Source organism: Paenibacillus sp. p3-SID1389 (genome assembly GCF_025151705.1).
In the GTDB taxonomy this organism is placed as follows: Bacteria; Bacillota; Bacilli; order Paenibacillales; family Paenibacillaceae; genus Fontibacillus; species Fontibacillus phoenicis.
Genome location: NZ_JALXVO010000012.1, coordinates 19,157 through 43,534 on the forward strand (window position 1 = coordinate 19,157; position 24,378 = coordinate 43,534).

The 24,378-nt window shown below is 53.5% G+C and carries 16 protein-coding genes; 8 read left to right on the forward strand and 8 right to left on the reverse strand.

What is annotated here, in order from left to right:
- Positions 1-19: 19 nt before the first annotated feature.
- Positions 20-1,081 (reverse strand): type IV pilus twitching motility protein PilT, encoded by a 1,062-nt coding sequence (locus tag M3G15_RS07215; protein WP_260070490.1) that lies wholly within the window; start codon positions 1,079-1,081, stop codon positions 20-22.
- On the reverse strand, positions 1,078-2,757 hold the full coding sequence (locus M3G15_RS07220; RefSeq protein WP_260070491.1) for a GspE/PulE family protein: 1,680 nt from the start codon (positions 2,755-2,757) through the stop codon (positions 1,078-1,080). The genes M3G15_RS07215 and M3G15_RS07220 overlap by 4 nt, the downstream gene beginning before the upstream one ends.
- 247 nt (positions 2,758-3,004) lie before the next feature.
- Between M3G15_RS07220 and M3G15_RS07225 the strand changes: the two genes are divergently transcribed.
- The 3 genes from M3G15_RS07225 to M3G15_RS07235 are packed head-to-tail and all read left to right on the forward strand — an operon-like array spanning position 3,005 to position 5,249.
- Positions 3,005-3,487: a type IV pilus modification PilV family protein gene (locus M3G15_RS07225; RefSeq protein WP_260070492.1), complete on the forward strand. Its 483-nt coding sequence runs from the start codon at positions 3,005-3,007 to the stop codon at positions 3,485-3,487.
- The gene (locus M3G15_RS07230) at positions 3,484-3,969 is read left to right on the forward strand and encodes a prepilin-type N-terminal cleavage/methylation domain-containing protein (RefSeq protein ID WP_260070493.1); all 486 of its coding nucleotides are present in this window, start codon (positions 3,484-3,486) and stop codon (positions 3,967-3,969) included. The genes M3G15_RS07225 and M3G15_RS07230 overlap by 4 nt, the downstream gene beginning before the upstream one ends.
- An 11-nt stretch (positions 3,970-3,980) precedes the next feature.
- Positions 3,981-5,249 (forward strand): hypothetical protein, encoded by a 1,269-nt coding sequence (locus M3G15_RS07235; protein ID WP_260070494.1) that lies wholly within the window; start codon positions 3,981-3,983, stop codon positions 5,247-5,249.
- 239 nt (positions 5,250-5,488) lie between these two features.
- On the opposite strand, the gene M3G15_RS07240 is transcribed toward M3G15_RS07235, so the two are convergent.
- Positions 5,489-6,880 carry an L-cystine transporter gene (locus tag M3G15_RS07240; RefSeq protein WP_009223940.1) on the reverse strand — a complete coding sequence of 464 codons (1,392 nt, stop codon included), beginning with the start codon at positions 6,878-6,880 and terminating at the stop codon, positions 5,489-5,491.
- A 479-nt stretch (positions 6,881-7,359) separates the two neighbouring features.
- On the opposite strand from M3G15_RS07240, the gene M3G15_RS07245 reads away from it, so the two are divergent.
- Positions 7,360-9,114 (forward strand): alpha-amylase family glycosyl hydrolase, encoded by a 1,755-nt coding sequence (locus M3G15_RS07245; protein WP_260070495.1) that lies wholly within the window; start codon positions 7,360-7,362, stop codon positions 9,112-9,114.
- Between the two features lie 255 nt (positions 9,115-9,369).
- Here M3G15_RS07245 and M3G15_RS07250 read toward each other — a convergent pair whose 3' ends face one another.
- From M3G15_RS07250 to M3G15_RS07265, 4 genes are all read right to left on the reverse strand, one after another.
- Positions 9,370-11,445, reverse strand: coding sequence for a methyl-accepting chemotaxis protein (locus M3G15_RS07250; protein WP_260070496.1), 2,076 nt, complete (start codon positions 11,443-11,445; stop codon positions 9,370-9,372).
- Between the two features lie 89 nt (positions 11,446-11,534).
- The gene (locus M3G15_RS07255) at positions 11,535-12,380 is read right to left on the reverse strand and encodes a sugar ABC transporter permease (protein WP_009223937.1); all 846 of its coding nucleotides are present in this window, start codon (positions 12,378-12,380) and stop codon (positions 11,535-11,537) included.
- Positions 12,377-13,681 carry a carbohydrate ABC transporter permease gene (locus M3G15_RS07260; protein ID WP_009223936.1) on the reverse strand — a complete coding sequence of 435 codons (1,305 nt, stop codon included), beginning with the start codon at positions 13,679-13,681 and terminating at the stop codon, positions 12,377-12,379. The genes M3G15_RS07255 and M3G15_RS07260 overlap by 4 nt, the downstream gene beginning before the upstream one ends.
- A gap of 97 nt (positions 13,682-13,778) precedes the next feature.
- Entirely contained in the window at positions 13,779-15,101 is a 1,323-nt protein-coding gene (locus tag M3G15_RS07265; RefSeq protein WP_260070497.1) for a sugar ABC transporter substrate-binding protein, read from the reverse strand.
- Between the two features lie 599 nt (positions 15,102-15,700).
- Between M3G15_RS07265 and M3G15_RS07270 the strand changes: the two genes are divergently transcribed.
- The 4 genes from M3G15_RS07270 to M3G15_RS07285 all read left to right on the forward strand — a co-directional run bounded on the left by M3G15_RS07270 (position 15,701) and on the right by M3G15_RS07285 (position 21,978).
- Positions 15,701-17,443, forward strand: a complete 1,743-nt coding sequence (locus tag M3G15_RS07270) for an alpha-glycosidase (RefSeq protein ID WP_260070498.1) — start codon at positions 15,701-15,703, stop codon at positions 17,441-17,443.
- 255 nt (positions 17,444-17,698) lie between these two features.
- The gene (locus M3G15_RS07275; protein WP_260070499.1) at positions 17,699-18,736 is read left to right on the forward strand and encodes a LacI family DNA-binding transcriptional regulator; all 1,038 of its coding nucleotides are present in this window, start codon (positions 17,699-17,701) and stop codon (positions 18,734-18,736) included.
- A gap of 113 nt (positions 18,737-18,849) precedes the next feature.
- Positions 18,850-19,509 (forward strand): beta-phosphoglucomutase, encoded by a 660-nt coding sequence (pgmB, locus tag M3G15_RS07280; protein WP_260070500.1) that lies wholly within the window; start codon positions 18,850-18,852, stop codon positions 19,507-19,509.
- A 144-nt stretch (positions 19,510-19,653) separates the two neighbouring features.
- Positions 19,654-21,978, forward strand: a complete 2,325-nt coding sequence (locus tag M3G15_RS07285) for a glycoside hydrolase family 65 protein (protein WP_260070501.1) — start codon at positions 19,654-19,656, stop codon at positions 21,976-21,978.
- Between the two features lie 371 nt (positions 21,979-22,349).
- Here the strand turns inward: M3G15_RS07285 and pulA are convergent, their stop codons facing one another.
- Positions 22,350-24,377, reverse strand: a complete 2,028-nt coding sequence (gene pulA / locus M3G15_RS07290; protein WP_260070502.1) for a type I pullulanase — start codon at positions 24,375-24,377, stop codon at positions 22,350-22,352.
- Position 24,378: the final 1 nt, after the last annotated feature.

A 24,378-nucleotide genomic window follows, 5' to 3' on the forward strand; every position in this document is an offset into this window, starting at 1 on the left:
GTTTACTTAACCTCGTGAATTAATGAGGGCTTTCCGCTAGGTATGGCCGGGCTGCAGCCTCATCAATGGCCCTTTGCCGCAGCAGCTCACGCAGACTCATCTCCAGCGTGTGCATCCCAAGCTGGGAGCTTGTCTGCATCACGCTTCGAATTTGGTGCACCTTCTCCGTCCGGATCAGGTTGCCGACCGCCGGCGGATTGAGCAGCAATTCCGTCGCGCACACACGCCCTTTCCCGCTGCGGGACGGAAGCAGCCGCTGCGATAGGATTGCCAGCAACACCGAAGCCAGCTGAATCCGGATCTGCCCCTGCTGGGCCGGTGGAAAAGCATCAATGATCCGATCGATCGTTTGCGGAGCGTCCGCCGTATGTAAGGTGGCAAAGACGAGATGACCGGTTTCGGCCGCCGTGATGGCCGTCCGAATCGTCTCCGGATCGCGCATCTCGCCAACCAAGATGATATCCGGATCTTGACGAAGCGCAGCCCGCAGTCCGTTATCAAAAGACAACGTATCCAGCCCCACCTCCCGCTGATTAATGATCGACTTGTCGTGGCGGTGCAAGTATTCGATCGGATCCTCCAGCGTTACGATATGCTTGCGCTGGGTATGATTAATATGGTCAATCAACGAAGCCAACGTCGTTGATTTGCCGCTTCCCGTCGGGCCGGTAACCAGAAACAACCCTTGCGGCTTCTGCGCCAGCTTCAACAGCACCGGCGGCAAATTTAACGTTTCGAAGGGCGGGATCGAAGGCGAAATGACCCTGGCCGCGATGCTGATCGAGCCCCGCTGCCGGAAGACATTGATGCGAAACCGGGAGAGGCCCGGCACGCCGTAAGAGAAATCCAGCTCCCCGAACTCCGTGAATTTCTTATACTGCGCCGGGCTCATCAGCTCTTGCACGATCTGCTCCAGCATGGACGGCGAGAGCAGCTCTCCGTCCAGGGCGCGAAGCGCTCCATCGATGCGCAGCACCGGAGGCGAATTCACCGTCACGTGCAAATCGGAGGCGCCGGCATCAAACGCCTGCTTCAACAGTCCGTTAAACGTCCCGTCCGTCACGATCGGTCCTTGATTCATCGCTCTCCCTCTTCCACTTCACGGATGATTTCCTGCAAGGTGGTTTGTCCCTCCAGCGCTTTCTGGATCCCGTCGGCAAACAACGGCGTCATCCCTTGCTCCTTCGCCATCCGGCGCAGCTCATGAATTGAGCGGCCTTCCACAATCGCCGTGCGCAGGTCGTCGCTGATCAGCAGCGCTTCATGCACCGCCATCCGGCCACGGTAGCCGGTTTTGCCGCAGGTGCCGCAGCCGTTGCCGCGGTACAGCTTGTCCGTTTGAATGCCGAGACGCTCCAGATAAATCATTTCCTGCCGATCTGGCGTATAGGCCGTTTTGCAGTCCGGGCAGATGCAGCGCACCAGCCTCTGGGCCACGATCCCGATTAGCGACGAGGCGATCAAGTACGGCTCGATCCCCATGTCACGCAGCCGGACGACCGTACTCACCGCATCATTGGTATGTAAAGTCGAAAATACGAGATGCCCGGTTAAAGAAGCACGAATTGCAATCTCCGCCGTTTCCAGATCGCGGATTTCCCCCACCATGATAATGTTGGGATCCTGACGCAGGATAGAGCGCAACCCCCTGGCAAACGTCAATCCGGCAGCCGGATGAACCTGCATTTGGTTCACGCCGTCCAGCATGTACTCCACCGGATCTTCGACCGTAATGATATTCGTTTCTTCCCGGTTCAAGTGCTGCAGGGCCGAATACAAGGTCGTCGTCTTCCCGCTCCCCGTTGGCCCGGTCAGCAGAACCATGCCGTGCTGCTTCTCAATCATGCGCCGGAACAGGCTTAACGTCTGCTCCGTCATGCCCAGCTTGTCCAAGCCCTTCACGCCTTCGGCAAGGTCGAGCAGCCGCATGACGATTTTTTCTCCATGGACGGTTGGCAGCGACGACAAACGGATATCGATCGTTTGGCCATCCACCAGCATTTTGATCCGGCCATCCTGCGGTAACCGCCGTTCAGCGATGTTCAGGTTGCCGAGAATCTTCAGCCTGGCGATGATGACGCCTTGCATCGACTTCGGAATCGTCCGCTCATTGCGCAGCTGTCCATCAATCCGATAACGGATCGCCAGTTGGGTCTCCATCGGATCGACGTGAATGTCGCTGGCGCCAAGGCGCACCGCCTGCTCAATCATTTGCTGCACCAGCCGGACGACAGGCGAATCCTCACCCTGAATCACCGCATCTTCAACTTCAATTTGAGCGGTGCCGGCCCCAAGATCCTTGATCATTTCATTCATGGAGTCCTGCAGACCATACAACCGGGCAATGCCCCGCTGCAGCTCGCCCCGCGAAATAATCGCCGGTTCGATCGTAAAGCCGGTGCTCATTCTGAGGTCGTCGATGATAAACAGATCCAAAGGATCGGCCATTGCAACCATGAGTTTACGTCCGTCTACGCGGATCGGAAGCACTTGATACCGTCTGGCCATTTGCTCCGGAATGACCTGGCTTAATTTCGTATCAATTTGAAACCTGGATAGTGTGACATGAGGAATACCCAGCTGAAATTCCAACACCTCGATGAGCTGGTGCTCCGTCAAGACGCCTTGTGCTAACAACACGTCACCAAGCTTTTTTCTGGTGCGCTGCTGTTCCTCCAAAGCGGCTTGCAGCTGCTGCTCCGTGATGATTCCGGATTCCAGCAGAAGTTCACCCAACCTTTTCTTGATCGTGTACATGGTTCACCTCATCACTGTTGGAGTTTTCATGCGATTTAATTAATAGTTCTATTGTCCTATTTATAGCAAACAAAAATAGTTCCAGAAAAATAAATCGTAGTAATTTAATACCGATTATATACCTTTCACTAAAACGATGCTATCATTTTTGTAGTAAAATATACCTAGATTACATAGGTCGACAGAACTCTCTATCGATTAACAACACTCTGCATATGTATCCCGTTTTGAAAGCGAGGGGACGGTCATGGAACCTGCCTATAGACAAAAAAAATCACCTCTTCTCCGGGCATTTGCGCGGGAAGACGGTCTGACCTTACTTGAGGTAGCCCTGGCGTTAGTGATTCTCTCCGTCGTCTGCTTAGCTTTGTTATCTTATTTCTCGAACAGTGCATCGCAGAGCAGACTTACGAATCAGCGTTTATCCGCAACCCATCTGGCGAACGCCCGACTGCACGAGGTGCAAGCGATGGGGTTTTCGCAGCTGCAGACTTGGGCCAGCCGATCCCCGGGGACGCTGCCGAATATCACTCGCGGAATCTATTTGCTAGAAACCGAGGTGAGCAGCCATCATTCGGACTATCCTTCCCATCCTGACATCCTGTACATCACCGTAACAGCCTATTGGCAGCCTGACCGATCCCAGGGCGCAGGCGAATATAGACACAAAGTCTCGATAACCGGGGCTGTGAAGAAAAACTACGCAATCGCCGGAGGGGGCTCGTCATGAAGCATCGATTGCGGCTGATTCGCCGGGAAGACGGAATTACGCTGGTGGAGCTGCTGGCCGCCTTGGCTTTATCCGGATTGCTGGTCGTCCTGGTGTCTACCGTGCTGACCACATCGCTGTTCGCTTTTGGACGGGTTAACCATGAAACCCAGCTTCGGAACGAAGCGATCACGCTCAGTTCAGCCCTTCAGACCAAGCTGAGAAACGCCGTGTCCATTTCGGGCTCGGGCACCTTTACGCAATTTCAAGCGGAAGTGGTCACCGATGCGCTGACGGAAACGACCCAGACGCTCCGCTTTCAGCTTGTCGGGGGACAGCTTCTCCTCAACGGCGAACGTTTCAGCGACGAGAGGTTGGATTTAACCGGCACCACTTTTTCCAAAGGCCCTAACGATCTGTGGGTGAACCTTCAAGTGGCGCTAAAGAATGAGCCCGAGGTCGAGCCAATCTATCTGTTCGTTTCCATCAAACTGATTTCGTGAGGTGCGTGTGGATGACAAAACGAGGACTAGCCACAATCCGCCAAGAGCAAGGTTATGCTTTAATCTCTGTGCTGCTCTTAGTTGCCATGCTGCTCGTGATCGGCACGCTGGTCGTGCAGTCGGTAACGAATTCTCAAGGGATGGTCAACGTCTCCGAAGATATCGTCTCCGCCCAAGCCGACGGCGAAACGAAGCTGCTGATCAAGCTTTCCGATTTGCGGGCGGCCGTGATGGCGCTGAGCGATAGGGACAAAGTGACTTTGGAAGACGTGCAAGCCGCTGCCGCCCCCTATGTAGAGGCTGAGACAGTCACCTTGGACACCGAAAACCAGCGGTACGTTGCCGTTGTCAGAGCCGATGGGGTATCGGACAAAATCACGCAAACCTTCCGGCGAAAGGTGGAGATTACGCTCGCCTTCACTCCTACCGACCCTTCTCCGGGAACCGGAACGGGCGAGTACGCCGTAGTTAGCTTTGGGTCCACGGCTTTGAACGGAACGACGATCAACGGGAATGTCTATTCGGCTGGAGCAGTAGCCAACAATCAGTCCCACATTAACGGTGTCCTTGTATCCCCTACCTTGCCGGGATCGAGTCTAACTCCGCCAAAAAGATTAGATATCACCTCCATCGTGAATCAGCTCGATCAGGACCTGAAGACGACGAAATCGGCCCTTTTTGCAACCCCGGCGACACAACTGGACTTCGAGGTTCGAACTAGCACCCAGTTCACGAAATCAACCGTATTAAATGCGATCAAATTGATGCCCAACGTTGCTTTAAAGGTGGACGGCGACCTCTGGGTAAAAGGCGGGGTTACGATGGAAGCCAATTCGTCTATCGTGGCCAGCGGGATCATTTACATTAGCGGGGATTTGTTGATCAACAACGGAAACAATATGAAATTGCAAGGCAGCTTAATTAAAGTGAACGGAACCACCAACTTTAACAGCGAACCTACGGTGAACATCACCGGCGATTTTTATGGAAGCTCCTTGAATACCAGCAGTACGCTGTTCGCCCAAAACATCTATCTCACAGGAGCCTCCAACATCAATAATTTAAACGGCAGCAATCAATTTGCCTTATTCGCTGCGGGTTCGGTCAATGTGAACAACGGGACTGCCCCCTCGGCCTTAACAGGCCACATCTATACGAACGGTGCGCTTCATATTAACGGGAACAACAAAGTAACCATCAACGGTGCAGCTTCTTCCCCCGCAACTCCCGAGAAACCGTCGGAGATCAAGTTCGAGGAAAAATATTTTGTTATTAACTGAGGGGGACTCACAGGGCCAACGCTATCTCATGACCCTCGTGACCTTCGTGCCCCCCTCTGGCTCCTCTTTCCATGATTATCCCTTTCGTTCAGAAATGGAAGGATTGAGTGAGGTGATCCCCGCCCCCCCTGATGCAACGGGATAATCATGAGAAGCGTGCGGCTGACATAGGTACCCTACACAGAAAAACCGCCGGGCATACGCCCAGCGGTTTTCGTTTGCATTTCCCATGCGATGTATTAAGCAGTCACAGCGTCCAAGTCCACGTCGCGTTTGAACGCCTCGGTGTCGTTCTCGCCCAGAATCTTGCCGGTGATTACGCCAGCGGTGATCGAATCGTTGACGTTCAGCGCCGTCCGGCCCATATCGATCAGCGGCTCGACGGAGATCAAGAGACCCGCCAAAGCAACCGGCAGGTTCATTGTCGACAGAACGATCAGCGAAGCGAACGTAGCCCCGCCGCCAACGCCGGCAACCCCAAACGAACTGATCGTTACAACCAGGATCAACGTCAGGATAAAGTCCCAGCTCATCGGGTTGATCCCAACGGTCGGAGCGATCATAACAGCCAGCATTGCTGGGTAAATCCCGGCGCAGCCGTTTTGTCCGATCGTTGCACCAAACGAAGCCGACAAGTTGGCGATTCCTTCTGGAACGCCCAGACGTTTCGTTTGCGTCTCCACGTTCAACGGAATCGTTGCCGCACTCGAACGCGAGGTAAACGCAAATACCAGCGTCGGGAACACTTTACGTACATACTGAATTGGATTGTAGCCAAAGGCGGCCAACAGAATCAGGTGAATGATGAACATCACGATCAGCGCCACATACGAAGCTCCCACGAACTTGATCAGCTTCAAAATCTCTTCGGCGTTGGTCGTAGCAGCGACGTTCGTGATCAACGCCAAAATCCCATAAGGCGTCAAGCGCAGAACCAACGTAACGATCCGCATCACAACGGTGTAAACCGCTTCGACCATTTTGCGGAACGTATCCGCCTGCTCAGGTTTTTTCTTATCGAGTCCAAGTACCGCTACCCCGATAAATGCCGAGAAAATCACGACCGCCAAAGTCGAGGTGCTCCGCGCACCGGTCATATCCGCAAACGGATTGGTAGGAATGAAGTCGAGCACCTGCTGCGGAATTGTCTTATCTTCCACTGTGCCCAGCCGGTCTTCAAGTGCCGCCCCGCGCGCCTGCTCCCGTTCGCCTGCCTCGATTTCAATTGCCTTCAGATCGAAGCTCAAGCTGGTCACGATGCTGACGCTGGCCGCGATCGCCGTCGTAATCAGCAATACCGCGATGATCAGACCGCTCATTTTACCTAAGTTTTGTTTCCCCTTCAAATTCATGATTGCCGAAATAATCGAAACCATGATCAGCGGAATAACAACCATCTGCAGTAGCCCGACGTAACCACGCCCAGCCAGGTTAAACCAGTCGGTTGATTTCGCGATAACCTCAGAGCCGGCGCCGTAGGACACCTGCAGGATCACTCCAAACACGAGCCCAAGCCCCAGTCCGGTAAACACCCGCTTGGTAAAGGATATGTGCTTCTTCTGCATCCAAATCAGAATGCCGATCAGCACGAGCATAACGGCTACATTAATGATAATACGCAAGGTATCCATAACCTGATCTCCCCCTGAATATGTCCTTAAAATCGTGTTCGCACCTTGATAGGCAAACGCCGAGTTGCGAATTACAAATCGTATGATAACACATATACAAGTATTTTGATAGGATTAACTTTCACACAGCTTGTCACTAAATTACAAAGGTTGTCCCTGCTCCACACAGTAAGACTTTGCCTCATCCCCACATCTCAAATTCTAACGTTTGCATACTGATATATTGCATAATTGGGATAAATTAGATTCATTTTTACGGATACCAATCTAAATTTTCATGGTTTTGTTCAATAACAATTATGAGAACAGGCGATTATCTAATTAATATGGAGATAACTAATGATTTCGTCTTAATAATTATGTAATTTACTTATATTAACTGAAATTTCCTTAAATTCTCCTTGTGCAAACGTTTTATTTTTCTTGTTGCTCAGGTATGATGGTGAAATAAAGGTACTTTTGCGAAAGGAAGATGTTCGATGCAAACCCCAAGTCTTCTTCAGCGAACGAAGCTCCGGCGAAATGGAAGCGCTGTCCCGTTGCTTCCCCCGCACCTGCTTCGGATCCTGATCCTGCTCTTGGTGCTGCTGCCGATGCTGCTTGCCGGCTGTACCGATACACCGGGCAGTAAGAGCACCGCCTCGGAACCAAAAGGGAATTCCACCGATACAGCAGCCACAAGCCCGAACCCCCCTGAAGGCGGGAAAGCCGCTGCACCTAATGCGGTGGATTCCCAACCCTCTACGGTTTTTTATGAAATTTTTGTCCGTTCCTTTGCCGACTCGGACGGCGACGGCATTGGGGATTTCAAGGGGCTGATCAGCAAGCTCGACTACTTAAATGATGGGAACCCGGATACGGATACCGACCTGGGGATTGGCGGCATCTGGCTGATGCCGATTAATCCTTCGCCAAGCTATCACGGTTATGACGTCACCAACTACAGGGACATCAATCCGGATTACGGGACGATGGACGACTTCCGCACGTTTTTGAATGAGGCCCATAAGCGCGGGATAAAGGTCATTATGGATCTGGTCGTCAATCATACCAGCAAAGAGCATCCGTGGTTCACCCAATCAGCTGCCGATCCAAACAGCCCGTACCGGGATTGGTACGTTTGGGCCGAGGATCAAGGCCGTGCTGTGTCCGGCACCAGTGCCGCCGGAAGCGGCAACCCTTGGCATAGCCTGAACGGCGGCCATTACCTCGGAATCTTCTGGGACGGGATGCCGGATCTCAACCTCGATAACCCGGAAGTACGGAAAGAAATGATCGAGATCGGACAATTCTGGCTGGAGCAAGGCGTGGATGGGTTCCGCCTGGATGCAGCGAAGCATATCTACGAGGATTTGCTGACCGACAAGAGCCAAGAAACCACGAACAAAAATGTGGCTTGGTGGCAGGAGTTCCGCAGTGGGCTCAACGAAGTCAAGCCGGACGCCTATCTCGTTGGCGAGATCTGGGATCCTTCCGCAGCGCTGATCTCCTCCTATCTGGACAAAGCCTTGGATTCCGGGTTTAACTTTGGCCTGGCCGAAACGATCCTCAGCAGCGTCAAGAACGAAAAGGACGCGAACATCCCTTTTACGCTGGAGCGTACGTATAAGCTGTACAGCGAAAAATCCGGCGGCAACTTCGTCGACGCTACGTTCTTGACCAACCATGACCAGAACCGAGTCATGACCCAGCTGGAGGGAGATGTGCCGCACGCGAAGATGGCCGCGAGCCTGCTGCTCACGCTTCCCGGCAATCCGTACATCTATTACGGCGAGGAAATTGGCATGTTTGGGGCGAAGCCTGACGAGCTGATTCGCGAGCCGATGCGTTGGACGCCGGACGACAGCGAAGGCCAAACGACCTGGGAGCCCGCCAAAAACAATGCCGGCATCAAGGGCCTCAGCGTAAGCGAGCAAACCGGCGACTCCGCCTCCCTGCTGTCGCATTATCGCCAGTTGATCCGGATGCGCAACGATATTCCGGCGCTAAGGGACGGAGCAATCCAGGAATATACAACGGATCAGCCGGGAATCACCGCGTTTGTTCGCTTGACAGAAGACCAGGCGGTGCTCGTCGCTCACAACTTAACCGGTCAAGAGCTCACGGTCTCCTTGGATCCGAATCAAGCAGACGGCAAGAGCTTCACCAAGCTGTTGGCGGAAACAGGCGAAGGCGCCAGCCTCAGCGGCAATACGCTGACGCTGCCTGCGTATTCAACAGCGGTATTAGAATAGTAAAAGGCCCTGCCAGCTAACAAACAGCTGCAGGGCCTTTTTAAATGTAACGGACTGTATGGACGTTATTTGCTCATTTTTCGCATATTTCAAAAACTAATGGACTCCAGTGACGTTATTCGGGCTAAAACTAGCGTTTGGAGCTATCCAAGCAGCAAATAGCGGCTCCTGGGTCCGTTAGTTTTCGAGGATCCCGCTGATCAGCGGATATAACGGCATTTGAGTCCGCTAGCGACACGAAAACACGACAGACAATTAATGACTCGCCGCGCCTTCACCCTGGAACGCGCTGAGCGAACGCTGCAGTTGCCCCGCCAGTTCCTCCAGACGAGCCGACAGTTCAACCAACTCGGCGCTGACCCGATGCTGCTCTTGAGACATAGAGGCTACCTCTTCGGTGGAGGCGCTGGTTTGCTCCACAACCGAGCTGACCGTGTCCACAAAATCCTGCAGGGTCGCTTGCGATTGCAACAGCTCCTGAACGGAGGCCGACGAGCTTCGGATCTCCGTCACGAACCGCTCCATCTCCCCTTTAACGTTCTGGAAGATGCCGGCTGCTTCTTTGACGGCTTCGGTTTGTGCCGCAAACAGCGGCGCAATTCCCGTCAATACCTCCACCGTTTGTCCTATTGCCTCCTGGATTTCCTCGGTGATCGCCGATACGGTTTGGATCGATTCCCCCGAAGCGGCAGCCAGCTCGCGGATCTCCCCGGCAATGACCATAAAGCCTTTGCCGGCTGCCCCGGCACGGGACGCTTCAATCGAAGCATTTAACGACAAAATGTTCGTTTGCTTGGTCATCTCCACCATCGGGGCAAGGATCGAGCGGATCGACTGAGTGCTTCGGCTGAGCTTCGCCGAATTCTCCTCCAACAGCGCTGTCATCTGCGACACGGCTTCCGTCTTCTCCACCAGCTCCTCCATATGCGCTTCCCCATTGCGGCTGACCTCGATGACACGACCGGCGGATTCGTCCATCGCCGCGTTCAGACGAGCCACTCGGCTCATTTGATCACCGATCTGCTCCGCAGTCTCGGTGCCCTTGTCCGCCTCCACGGCCAAGCTTTCAGCTCCGGCGGCGATTTCTCCGGTCGCCTGCGCAATCTCGGCGGCAGTCTGCGACGTATCGCGCGACGCCCTCGTTAAATTCTCCGCCGTAGCCAGCAGCTCCACGGCGGATTCATTGGTCCGTTCCACCAGCCGTGAAATTTGCTCCAGCATCCGGTTGAAGCTGTGTCCCAGCCGACCGATCTCGTCATGCCCTTTAAAGTTGGTACGCACCTGCAAATTTCCGCGTTCGCCTTCCTCCATTAATCGGCACAACTTCTCCAAGGGCCGGCCGACCATGCGCACCAGGAAATAGCCGATCAGAGCCGCAACGACCACGGCGCCCAGAAGCACGAACAACATGACGACAAGCAGCCGATCCGTCGCACTCAAAAAGTCATTCTCCGGAGCATATCCAACAATCCGCCAGTCGACCGTTTTCAGCGGCCGGAACACGACCAGTTGCTGAACTCCTTGCTCGTCTGGCGCCTGGAACGAGCTTTCCCCCGATTCCGCCCGTTTGGCATCTACCTTAATTATGGATTCCGTCTCCAGGAGAGCGGAATCGTTCGCATGGACAATCCGGTTATCGGCGGTAAGTACCCGCACCTGACCGGTTTTCCCGATTTGCAGGTTGCCCAAAATATCCCCCAGCGCCTGCGCCTTAATCTCAAACAGCAGGATGTACTCAGCCTCCGGGTGATTGATATTCCGCAGCAAGCGGGCCATCGTGATCGTCGGCTCGGTATAAGCGTTAAAGAAGCCCTTCTGTAACGCCGGGAACCACACGGGCTCGCCAGTTGCTTCCAATACCTCCTTCACCCGGATTTCCACCGCCTCATCCGTACGCACCGAACTGACCCCTGAAGATTTGTACGACTTCACGTCTTCCAAGTCCTTAGAAACAAGACGCACTCCCTGAAGACGTTCATCGGCACTCTTCAACGCGTCAAGCTTCTTGCGGATCCGGTCCTCGGCTTGCGTCTTCACAACGGTTCCGATTCCCGGCTGGTTCACCGTCTCCAGATCGCTCCGCAGCGTCTGATCAACGGCCAATTGCCGCGACGTAGCCTCATATTGTTCGAACAGGAAGTCGAGCTTGTCCGCTGCCTGCTCCACCGCCTGAGTGGAGGCGGAAGCCACTTGCTCCCGGATGATCTCCCTGGACGCCCGGTAAGAGCTGAACCCCAGCACCACCGACAACACCACGACTGCCGCAAATACGATCACAAACATCTTTAGGCCCACGGAATTCCAGTGCCGCCCACCGCGAAGCTTCTTCATTTCCGCATCCCCTTTTGTTTTATGTATAAAAAGGGTATAGCCCCGCTTTGACTGAGGCTATACCCAGGTGTTGATCAACTCTAGCTGCATTATCCTTTGCTGGCGCCCGAAGTTAAGCCGTCAACAAGCAGCCGCTGCAGGAACATAAACAGGATCGTGATCGGAAGCGCGATCAGAACCGCCCCTGCGGCAAACAGCGTAAAGTTGCTGTTCTGATTGCTGCTGACCATATCCCACATCCCGACGGCCAGCGTCCAGTTTTCCTTCGTTCGCAGGACGAGCCGGGCAAAGATGAAGTCAACCCAAGGACCGACAAATTGGGTTAGCGCCATATACGTCAGCATCGGCTTGGACAACGGCAGAATGATGCGCCGGAAGATCAGGAAGTTGCTCGCTCCATCGATCCGTGCCGCTTCATCCAGCGATCGCGGAATCGTATCGAGGAAGCCTTTGGCGATAAACGTGCCGCCCAGCGGAGCCCCAGCCGCATATACGATGATCAGAGCCAAATGCGTATCCAGCAGCTGCATCTCCCGCAGCAGCAGATAGATGGCGATCATGCTCATGAATCCCGGGAACATCCCAAGCACGAGCAGGCCGGAAAGCGCCGTTTTGCGTCCGCGGAACCGGAACCGGGAGAGCGCATAGCTCGTAAGCAGCGTCAGCAGCACGCCCAGAATCATGGAGCAGACAGCAATTTTCAACGTATTCAGGTACCAGGTGCCAAACAGATAGGTTTTGGATGTAAATAGTTCGTGATAATGATCAAACGTAAATTTTTCCGGAATCAACGTTTTGCTGTAAAGCGATTTACCCGGCCGCAGCGAACCGAAGACGACCCAAAGCACAGGGTAGACGGCGGCAATGCACAGCAGGATCAGCACAATGTAGCTGGCGCCCAGACGAATCGCGTTTCGTATTTTCCGTCTGCTCATTGGATCATATCCTCCTCTTTAAACGACTTGGTTCTGCGGTAGTTGTAAATCGAGAACGAAGCGATAATGATGAAAATGATGATCCCGATCGCAGAGGCCATGTTGTATTTGTTTTGGTTCAACGTCAGCTTGTACAGCCACGTTACCAGGAGGTCGGTCGCCCCGGCATACTGATAATCGCCCTTCACCGGATCGCCGCCCGTTAACAGGAAGATGGCGTTAAAGTTGTTGATGTTACCGGCAAATTGGGTAATCAGCGTTGGTGCGGTCGTGAACAGAATCATCGGCAGCGTGACGATCTTAAATTTCTGGAACCCGGTAGCTCCATCCACTTCCGCTGCTTCGTACAAATCCTTTGGAATCGTCGTCAGCACGCCCAGAATCAGCAGCATGGAGACCGGAATCCCCACCCACATGTTAACGACGATAACCGTCACTTTCGCCCAGAACGGGTCGGTTAACCACGGCAGCCCGCCCAGACCGAAATAACTAAGATATTGGTTGATTGGACCAAACTGACCGTTAAACATATTTCTCATGACAAGCAGCGAAATCAGCTGCGGAATAGCGTAAGGAAGAATTAAAATCGTTCTCCATAGCCCTTTGAAGCGAATGCCCTTTTGATTAATAAGTAAGGCGACAAGCATACCACCGAAATAAGTCGTTACCGTGGACAAAATCGCCCAGATAATCGTCCAGGTCAATACGCCGTAAAAGGTATGGCTCCAGGTTTTGAGTGCCACCAAATTTTTAAAGGTTTCGAAGCCAACCCAATCGACCAGCATGGCCGGCGGGATGTGCTTCGGCGCCGAATAGTTGGTGAACGCAAGCAGAATCATGAACAGAATCGGCATTACGGTAAAAAATAAAATCCCGAGGGCGGGAATGCTCAAAAATGCAACAGCGAACTTGTAATCCAGGATATAACGTACCGTTTGCTTAAAGTTATTCGGTGTCTTGCCTTTGTCCCGTTCGAGCCCGATGGCGCGAGCATCGCGGACGTTCATCACATAAACGATAATAAAAACCGCCACAAACAGCAGCGTAATCAAGCTTTGAATCATGATGAAGATCGAATGATCCCAGCTTCCGTTCATATTGGCTCCGGTTCTTGGCGTTTCACCAAGCGTAACGATTCCCCAGAGCGCAAACCCTAAGTTCCGGATCAAATAGATCACGCTAAATGCTTCAAAAAGGACGAACAACAACCCTTTGATATATTGTCGATTGTAGAGTTGTCCCAGGCCCATGCACAGTATCGACAAAAGCGTCGCCCGATCCCGATGTTGGTGTCGGTCCATTTCCCTTCCTTCTCCTCTCCCTTGGGAAATTAAGGATGACCCGCCGCTATCAGCGGCGGGCTCAACCTTCCCTCACTGGGTGACAGTTCGTTCTGCCTTACTCCGTTGCCCCTTGGTTCAAATCCCGAATTTGTGTCACGGCATTTTCCATCGCGGCTTTTGGATCTGCATTGTTGTTCCAGATTTCCGGAAGCGCAGCGTTAACAGGAGCCCAAACGTTAGCCATTTCCGGAATGGAAGGCATCGGCTGGGAGTTCTTCGCTTGCTCAGCAAAGACGGAAACGAAAGGATCGTTTTTGATTTGATCGGTTTCCAGCGCTTCCAGGTTCGTCGGTACGGCGCCGACTTTTTCGTTCAGCAGCAACTGAGCATCTTTCGTGGAAGCGAAATGAGCGAACAGTTTAGCTGCATTCGGGTATTTCGTAAAGGAGTTTACGACCCAAATTTTAATACCGGAGAAGGTGATCGCTGTTTTGCCGTTGACGGAAGGATATAGAGCAAGACCCAGGTTGTCGCCGAGAGCGGCTTTGTATCCTGCCAATTCCCAAGGACCGTTGATGTCCATTGCCACGTCGCCTTCGTTAAACAAGCTGCGTTTGATGTCCGGGTTGATGTCGCCGCTGTTGATCGGCAGAGCTTCTTTCAAGCTTTGGAACACTTTCAAGCTTTCGATCGCGCCATCGTTAGCCAAACCGATGTCGTCTGGGTTCGTACCGTTATCGCCGAACAAGTAACCGCCGGTGCTCGCAATAAACGGATAGTTGAAGTACATGTTGCCGACTTCCCACATGATGCCGTATTTGTTTTTGGATTTGTCGGTAAACGTTTTGCTGAATTCCAGAACGTCTTTAAAGTCTTTAGGCGGTTCCGGAACGAGCGATTTATTGTAATACAAAGCCATCGTTTCGGCAGCTCTTGGATAACCGTACAGAACGTCGTCATAGGTTGCACCTTGAATGGAGGCTTCTGTATTGTTCTTCGTCGTTTCTTCGGCGAATACATCGTTCGGCAGGATCAAGCCGGAAGTCGCTGCGTTCCCCAAGTGGTCATGAGGGACGATCAGCACGTCGGCCGCCAGACCGGACGGTCCGTCTTGCGTCAATTTCCCGATTTGGTCGGTTGGCGATACTTCTTCAATTTTTACAGGTACGCCGTATTTTTCGGTGAATTGCTTCGCGATTTCTTCAGTGAACACTTTCTCTTCTTTACTATCCCAAATGAGCAGCTCAGCGCCCTCTTCCGGAACGATCGCATCAGCGGAAGCGTTCTCCCCGGCACCGGTATTCCCCGTATTTTCAGTCTGATTCGCCGGAGCATTTGCACTTCCGTTGTTGCCGCCGTTGTTGCCCGATCCGCAAGCCGTGATCGAAACAACCAAGGACAGCGCCGCGATCAAGGTCAATGCCTTTTTGAACTTCATGACTATAACCCCTCCTATAATTATAAAGACGTGATGCGCAAACGTTTTCAGAAAATACTTGAAACTATTTTTCCTCCACGACTTCTTCCTGGGATAGTTTAGTATTTCCCGCCCGAAAGCGCTTTATCCATGAACTCATGATACATCATACCTATGAAGTTGTAAAAACGTTTGCACAGAGAATAAACGCGGGTTAATTATCCTCTTCCTCTGTTTTTCTTACGTTTTCTCTAATATTCGCACTTTTTATATATTCCCAACTTTGTTGTGCGCCAAGTGAACATTGCATATTTGCGCAAAATTTTCACGATTTATCAGCACAATCTCCTATTTCATCGTTAGGTTATCATCTATCGTCTGCTTTCCCCTGAACATTACTTTCTCCCGTCTTGTGCAATGGTTTGAACAGTGTTATAATCCGGATCAATGAGAGCAATACTAGCTTTGCCGTTCGGTTACACAATTTGAAGGCACTGTTATCGAAAGGTACATCCTCGGCCCGTTTCTCCGGCTTGGATGTGCTTTTTTTGCTTCCAAAGCAAGTGGATACGGGGGCCTGGCGGACAAAGCTGTCCACAATCCACTAGGAGGGATTCATCATGTTACTTGAAGCGGTCTATCATCGCCCTAAGCTGAACTGGACTTATGCTTACGACCACAAAACGCTTCATCTGCGCTTGCGCGCCAAGAAGAACGATCTCACTGAGGTCTATGCCTTTGTGGGGGACAAATACATGTGGGATCAAAGTAAAGAACTGATTCCGATGACCCTGATGATCAGCGACGAGATGTTCGACTATTGGGAATGTACCTACCAACCGCCGCTGCGCCGAACGAGATACGGCTTTCTGCTGAAGTCCGGCGACGAGCAGATCTGGATGACGGAAAGCGAGTTTACGAAAGAGCGTCCATCTGGCCCTGAGCGGCTGTTCGAATTCCCGTTCATCAATCCGGTTGACGTCTTTACGCCGCCGGCATGGGTGAAGGATGCCATCTTCTATCAAATCTTCCCTGAACGCTTCGCCAACGGCGACCCAAGCAACGATCCGAAGGGCGTATTGCCTTGGGGCGGCAAACCGGAGCGCGATAACTTCTTTGGCGGGGATTTGCAAGGCGTCATCGATCATCTCGATCATTTAAGTGAGCTTGGCATTACCGGGATCTATTTTACTCCGTTGTTTGAAGCGACGACCAACCATAAATACGATACCGCGGACTATATGAAGATTGACCCTCATTTCGGCGACATTGCCACGGTCAAGAAGCTGGTTCAAGCCTGCCATGAGCGCGGAATCAAGGTGCTGTTCGACGCGGTATTTAACCACTCCGGCAAAACCTTCGCTCCTTTCGTTGACGTGATGGAGAAAGGTGAAAAATCACGCTACAAAGATTGGTTCCATGTGCGCGAGTATCCGCTGCAAGTGAAGGACGGCGTGCCTAGTTACGATACGTTTGCTTTCGAGCCGCTGATGCCTAAGCTGAACACGGAAAATCCGGAAGTAAAAGAATACTTGCTGAAAGTCGCTGAATTCTGGATTAAGGAAGTGGGCATCGACGGCTGGCGGCTGGACGTTGCCAACGAAGTAGACCATGCCTTCTGGCGCGATTTCCGTAAAGTCGTGAAGGCGGCCAACCCGGATGCCTACATCTTGGGCGAAATCTGGCATGAGTCCTCGGCTTGGCTGCAAGGGGACCAATTTGATGCCGTGATGAACTATCCGTTCACCGAAGCGGTACTGGACTTCGTCGTACGCGGCACGTTGGATGCCGAGGGCTTCGCGAATGCGATCGGCAAGCAGCTGTCCCGTTATCCGCTCCAAGCAAGCGAAGTGGCGTTTAATCTGCTGGACAGCCATGACACGCCGCGCTTGCTCACACTATTCGATGGCAACAAAGCCAAAATGAAGCTGGCCGCCCTGTTCCAATTTACGTACAGCGGAACGCCTTGCATTTACTATGGCGACGAAGTTGGTCTCGACGGCGGACCGGATCCGGATTGCCGCAAATGTATGGAGTGGGATCCTAAACGCCAGGATCGCGATTTGTTCGCGTTCTACCAGAAGCTGATCAAGGTTCGCAAGCAGCTGGCTCCGCTGCGCACCGGCAGCCTGAAATTCCTGCTCGCCGAGAAGGGCGGCTCGAAGCTGGCTTATGAACGCGTACTGAACGGGGAGAAAGTACTTGTCCTGCTCAACAACTACGATGCCGGACAGACCTTTACGATCCCTGCGGATGGGAAAATGTGGCGCGACACCTTCAGCGGGCAAACCTACAACACGGCGGACGGCAAACTTGCCGTTAAGCTACCAGCATACGGTTATGCAGTATTAACGCAAGCATAATCTACAAACTGCTTTTTATACCTGCGGTCGGCCCTAACTCGATGAGAAAATGGGCCGGCCGAATTCTTTTTTAAGAGTAAAACGTTTGCGCAAAAATCTCTTGATTTTCCTGCATTGAATGCCCATTTTCGATGAGAATATGAGAAGCTTTCAGCGGTGTTATACGGGGTTATCCCTAGATTCTCTATTTACTTTCAGATTTCTTTAGATTAATATTACAGTGTAAAGCAAACGGTTCCACAGAGGAGGTTTTTTATGGCTGTCACCATCAAGGATGTTGCCAAAAAGGCCGGAGTATCGCCCTCTACCGTGTCCCGGGTGCTGTCCAATCATCCCAGAATCAGCGAGGAAACCTCGCGTAAAGTAAAGCTCATTATGGACCAGCTTGGCTATCATCCCAACATTATGGCCAAGAGTCTGGTCTCCAAAACGACAAATAGCATTTGCATCCTGCTGCCAAAGTCCGCCGAGGAATTGTTCTCCAACTTCTTCTTCATGGAACTGATCCGCGGCATTGTGACCCAAGCCAGCCGCCTGGGTTATGACGTTCTGATCAGCTCCGGAGCCAATGAGAAAGAAGAAGTCGAAAGCGTCTCCAGACTGCTGAACGGACGCCGGGTGGACGGGGTCATCTTACTGTATTCCCGGCAGAACGATCCCGTGATCGAATTTCTCCATAAAGGCGGTCATCCCTTTGTACTCATCGGGCGCAGCGAGGAATATCCTGATATTTTAACGGTGGATAACGATAATATCCAGGCGTCGTACGACGCCACAAAGCATTTGATCGCGTTAGGACACGAACGGATCGGGTTCGTCAGCGGACCGCCGGAGCTCGTTGTTTCCAAAGACCGGTTGAAAGGCTATCAGGATGCGCTCAGAGATGCAGGCTTAGAGTGCCGGCCCGAATGGATTGTCGAAGGTGAGTTTTTGCAGGACAGCGGCTATCGGGCCATGTCGTTCTTCATGAATCTACCGAACCGTCCGACGGCCTTGGTCATGATCGATGACGTCGTAGCGTTTGGCGTGCTCCGCGGCCTGCATGAGCTGAAGTACAAGGTACCTGAAGACTTATGCCTGGTCAGCTTCAACAATATTCCGTTGTCCGAGCTTTCAACGCCGCCGCTGAGCAGCATGGATATCGGCATTTACAATCTGGGCTATACGGCTTCGCAAGTGCTGATCCAAGCGGTTCAGAACAACGGCGACAAGGTGTATCCGAAACGGCAAATTATTCCGCATCGGCTGATGGTTCGTGAGTCGTCCATGTATTCGGTTCCCAAGAAGCCTTGAGGCAACAGGTTGCATTAGACATTGGAGAAAAAATAAACGGAAGCTCACGCTTCCTTTATTTTTCACGCTTTGTTCAAACGTTTGCGCTAAATCCACCATAGAGGAGGTTCGTTATGAATCCCATTCAAGCTTGTTTATTTGATCTCGACGGCGTGCTCGTGGATACCGCGAAATACCACTATCTCGCCTGGAAACGGCTGGCCGCCGAGCTCGGCTTCGAATTTACCGAACAGGACAATGAGAAGCTGAAAGGCGTCAGCCGCATGGCCTCGCTCGACATCTTGCTTAGCGTGGGCGGCCTTCAACTGGAAGACAACGTCAAGCAGGAGCTGGCTGAACGCAAAAATAACTGGTATGTCGAGTACATCTCCCAAATGGACGCGTCGGAAATTCTGCCGGGAGCGCTGGAGTTCTTGCAGCAGTGCCGGGAAAACGGATTGAAGACCGCGCTAGGATCAGCGAGCAAGAACGCCCCGATCATTTTGCGGAATACCGGGCTTACCCCGTACTTTGACGCGATCATCGACGGCACTCGCACCTCCAGCGCCAAGCCCGATCCGGAAGTTTTCCTGCTTGGCGCTGCGGAGCTGGGCGTTGCCCCCGAAGCGTGCGTCGTGTTCGAGGATGCGGAGGCCGGAATTGAAGCGGCCCGCCGTGCGGGCATGCGCTGCATTGGCATCGGTTCGCCGGATACGCTGGGCAAGGCGGATCGGGTGGTCTCCTCGCTGGGCGACGTTTCGGTCGCCATGCTGCAGCAATTAGCCGCGAAATAAGCGCAGTCAACACTAGGGCCCTAGGGCAGCTTCGCAGGAAGCACAGCTCGCCTTGCTTTAATTTGTGCGGGCCGCGTGCGGCGAATACCTCTCGTTCTTTTTTTGCATAATAATCTATTCGAAATGACTAAAGGAGCGGTTAGCGTGAAACAGTATTTGAAAGTGGATCCCTGGTCCATCCTGGAAGAATCGTTTGATCCGGCGAATCATGAAATTTCGGAAAGTATTTTTAGCATCGGCAACGGTTATATGGGCCAACGCGCGAATTTTGAGGAGCAGTACAGCGGCCCTTCCCTGCAAGGCAGCTACATGGCCGGCGTGTATTATCCGGACAAAACCCGGGTGGGCTGGTGGAAGAACGGCTATCCGGAGTATTTTGCCAAAGTGCTGAACAGCACCAACTGGATTGGCATTAACGTATTTGTGGACGGCGTAGCGCTGGATTTGGCCGAATGTCAGGTGAAGGATTTCGTCCGTGAGCTAAACATGAAGGAAGGTTACCTCTACCGCCGCTTTACCGCCGTGATGAAGGACGGCAAAGAGCTGGCTGTGGAAGCGCTGCGATTCGTCAGCATCGTACGTCATGAGATCGGGGCGATCCGCTACGCGGTAACGCCGCTCAACTTCAACGGAGAACTGCGTTTTGCGCCTTACCTGGACGGAGACGTGATGAATAAGGACTCCAACTATGAGGAGAAATTCTGGCTTGAGGTGGAAAAATCGGCCGGTACCGACGTCTCCTACTTAACCGTAAAGACGAAAAAGCTCGACTTCCACGTCACCTCGGTGATGGCGTTTGACGTGGAACAAGGCGGGAAACGCCTGGAGCTGGCCCCTGCGTTCCACGAGCAGGAGAAGTTCGTCTCCGCCGAAGTGGCCGTGGCAGCGGTCTCCGGTGAGACGGTAACGTTGTATAAGTATGTTGCCAATGTCACCTCCCGCGATCATGGGCTTGGCGAGTTGGTGAAAGCCGGCAAGGCCGCGCTGCACTCCGCGAAAGAGGCCGGTTTCGATGCCCTGAAGCGCGAGCAAGCTGAAGCCTGGGCGAAGAAATGGGAAATGAGCGACATCATCATCGAAGGCGACGTTGCGGCGCAGCAGGCGATTCGCTTTAATATTTTTCAATTAAACCAAACCTACAGCGGCGAGGACGACCGACTGAACATCGGGCCTAAAGGCTTCACCGGGGAAAAATACGGCGGCAGCACCTACTGGGATACGGAAGCCTATTGCTTGCCATTCTACCTCAGCACGGCGGAGTCGGATATCGCTCGCAATTTGCTGATTTACCGCTATAAGCATCTGGAGAAAGCGAAGGAGAACGCCCGCAAGCTTGGCTTCACCAAAGGCGCGCTCTATCCGATGGTGACGATGAACGGCGAGGAATGCCACAACGAGTGGGAAATCACGTTTGAAGAGATCCATCGGAACGGGGCGATCGCTTATGCGATTTATAACTACGTTAACTATACAGGGGATAAAGCATATTTGGGCGAGTATGGCCTGGAAGTGCTGGTGGAAATCTCCCGTTTCTGGGAAGAGCGCGTGAACTTCTCACAAGCCAAGGGCAAATACGTCATGCTCGGCGTAACCGGCCCTAACGAATACGAGAACAACGTCAACAACAACTGGTACACGAACCGGATTGCCGCCTGGACGCTCGAATACACGCTGGAAGTGCTGGCCGAGCTCAAAGTCCAAGATGCCGCGCACTATGCAGCGCTGGTGGAGAAGCTGGGGCTTCAGGAGTCGGAAACGAAGCAATGGCAGCACATCATCGACAACATGTACTATCCGTACGATGAGGAGCGCGGCGTGTTCTTGCAGCAGGACGGCTTCCTTGATAAAGAACTGATGCCGGTGAAGGAACTGGATCCGAAGCAGCTGCCGCTGAACCAGAACTGGTCGTGGGACCGGATTTTGCGCTCGTGCTTCATTAAGCAGGCGGATGTGTTGCAAGGCTTGTATTTCTTGAGCGACCGTTACGACCTGGATACGAAGAAACGTAACTTCGACTTCTACGAGCCGATGACCGTTCACGAGTCCTCCCTCTCCCCTTGCGTGCATGCAATTCTCGCCTGCGAGCTGGGGTATCAGGAGAAGGCTTACGAGATGTACCTGCGCACCGCGCGTCTGGACCTCGACAACTACAATAACGACACCGAAGACGGCTGCCATATCACCAGTATGGCCGGCACCTGGATGGCGATCGTGCAAGGCTTCGGCGGCCTGCGCGTCCGCGAGGGCGAGCTGGTGCTGCGGCCGTTCATCCCGTCGCACTGGACCTCGTTCTCGTTTAAGGTGATGTTCCGCGGCGCCCGGCTGAAAGTCAACGCAACCGCTGACAGCATCATCGTCTCGAACGAATCGGATACGCCAGCAGCGATCCGCATTTACGACCAAAGCTACACGGTCGATGCGAACAGCCAAGTGCAAGCGAAGCGCCTGGAGCCTTCGGCGCTGAGCTGAATTTATTGAACCAACCCCCATGGCTTTGCCGTGGGGGTTGGTTTTTGGGGGCGCCCGGCGTTGCGGGGGCCCCAGGGAATAATAACGGTAATAAGTTCCCTTATTTCCGGCGATTGAGCTTCATTTGAACAAATAGCGGTAAAAAATGGCCTTATTTCGGTCCGGCAGGAGCAAAAAGCCCCATTTGGGGGCTCCTGCGGGAGAATAAGGCCATCAAATACCGCTATTTTGTTCAAATGGGGCGGCTACGCGGAAATAAGGGTCAAAAATACCCTTATTTCCGCGTAGCCCGCTAGCGCCCGGCCGATCCTCACCCGGCCGCGGCGCTAAACCAAGGGCAACGGGGCTCACGCCCCTTGCCCTTGTCGCGGTTACCGCGGGACGGCGAGTACGACGACGCCGACCCCGCGCACCTCCAGCCGTGCCCCGCCGGCTGGAGGCCCCCCTGCTGCAGCGTGCGCCGCCGCTGCAGCCTCAGCGCTCGCGCCCGCTTCCAGCGCGAGCACGTGCTCGCCCCCGAACCGGACCTCCCACGGTCCGAGGGCGGGCAGCTCCAGCGACAACGCGCCCGGGTTCGCGTTGTAGAGCACGTACAGGTGGCGGTCTGGATCGCCACCCGCGTGGTCGCGCAGCGTAAACGCCACGGCGTGCGGCGGCGCTGCCTCAAAGCGCAAATGCGCGCGGATCTCGTCCGCCGTCTTCAGGCGGAACGCGGGATGCGCCTTGCGCAAGGCGATCAGGCTGCGCATATAGGACACGTCGTCCTGATGCGCAGCGCAGCGCTCCCAATCGAGCCAGTTGACCTCGATCGGCGATTTATAACTGTTCTCCACGCCGCCCTTCGTGCGCATAAATTCTTGACCGGCGTGGAGGAACGGGATGCCCTGGCTCGTCAGCACGATCGCGGAGGCGAGCCGGTGCATCGCCCGGCGTTCGTCGTCCGAAACGCCCGGCGTGGACAGCTCGATTTTGTCCCATAACGTATGGTTATCATGGCACTCCACATAGTTCACCGATTGAACCGGTTCCACCGCAAATTGCCGGAGCTGGCCTCCGTCATAGTTAATTCCCCCGGCCACGCCGCGCTTCACCCCGTCCTCGAAGCCGTCGCCGGCGCTAATAAAGCCTTTGCGGTCAAAGATAAAAATATCCCCTTTTACCGAGTCCCTCAGCCCGTCGTTAAACATACCGATGCCCGGCAGCTTCCCGGCGTTGTCCTGGTTGGCCCGACGCTCCTTGGGAAGCACCGTCTCCATCATCCAGCCTTCGCCGATCGTCAGGATCGTCGGATCGATCTCGTCCAACCGCCGGCGGATTTCATTCATCGTTTCGATGTCGATCAGTCCCATCAAATCAAAGCGGAACCCGTCAATATGGTATTCCCGCACCCAGTGCAGGATCGACTCAATCATATATTTTCTCATCATCGGCCGTTCCGAAGCGCACTCATTGCCGCAAAATGCCCCGTCCGAGAACGTCCGATCCGACTTGTACCGCAAATAATAACCCGGCACGAGCTTGGTGAAATGAATCAGATACCCGTCATAAACGTGATTGTATACTACATCCATAATCACTCGAAGTCCGCGAGCGTGCAGCGTTTGGATGAGACGTTTCAGCTCAAGGATCCGTGCGGCTGGGTTATACGGGTCCGTCGAGTAAGAGCCTTCCGGCACATTATAATTCTGAGGATCGTACCCCCAGTTGTAATGGGGTTCATCCAGGCGGCTTTCATCCACGCTTTCCTGCGAGTAATCAAAGATCGGCAGCAGTTGCACATGCGTCACGCCAAGTCCGGCAATATGGTCGAGCCCCGTTGGAATGCCGTTCGGCCCGCGAGTACCTTCCTCGGTTAAGCCGAGGAACTTCCCCTTTTCGCGGATGCCGCTTCTCGGGTGAATCGACAGATCTCGAACATGCAGCTCATAAATCACCGCATCCGTCGGCGAAGCCAGCGGAGGCTTCTGATCGTTCTCCCATCCTTCCGGATTGGTGCTGCGCAGGTCAAGGATCGCCGCTTTTTTCCCGTTCACGCCCACCGCTTTCGCGTAAGGATCAACTGCCTCGTTCCACTGCTCCCCAACCTTCACACGATACGTGTAGAATAACCCCCCGCAATCTTCCGGTACCGTTAAGGTCCACGTTCCTTGCACATCCCGCTTCATGGGCAGCTCATTTACCGGCGTCCCGTCCTCGGTTTCGTACAGAATGACTTTGGCTTCGGAGGCGGTGGGGGCCCACAAGCGAAAACGAGTTTGTTCCGGGGTATACACCGCTCCTAAATCATCACCATCGTATACATACAGCTCATCAAACTTCGCATCAAACACCGAGATTCCCCCGGTGACCGCCACATCTCCGTAATCGATGGTGCCGTGGAATTCTTTTTGTACTGACAAC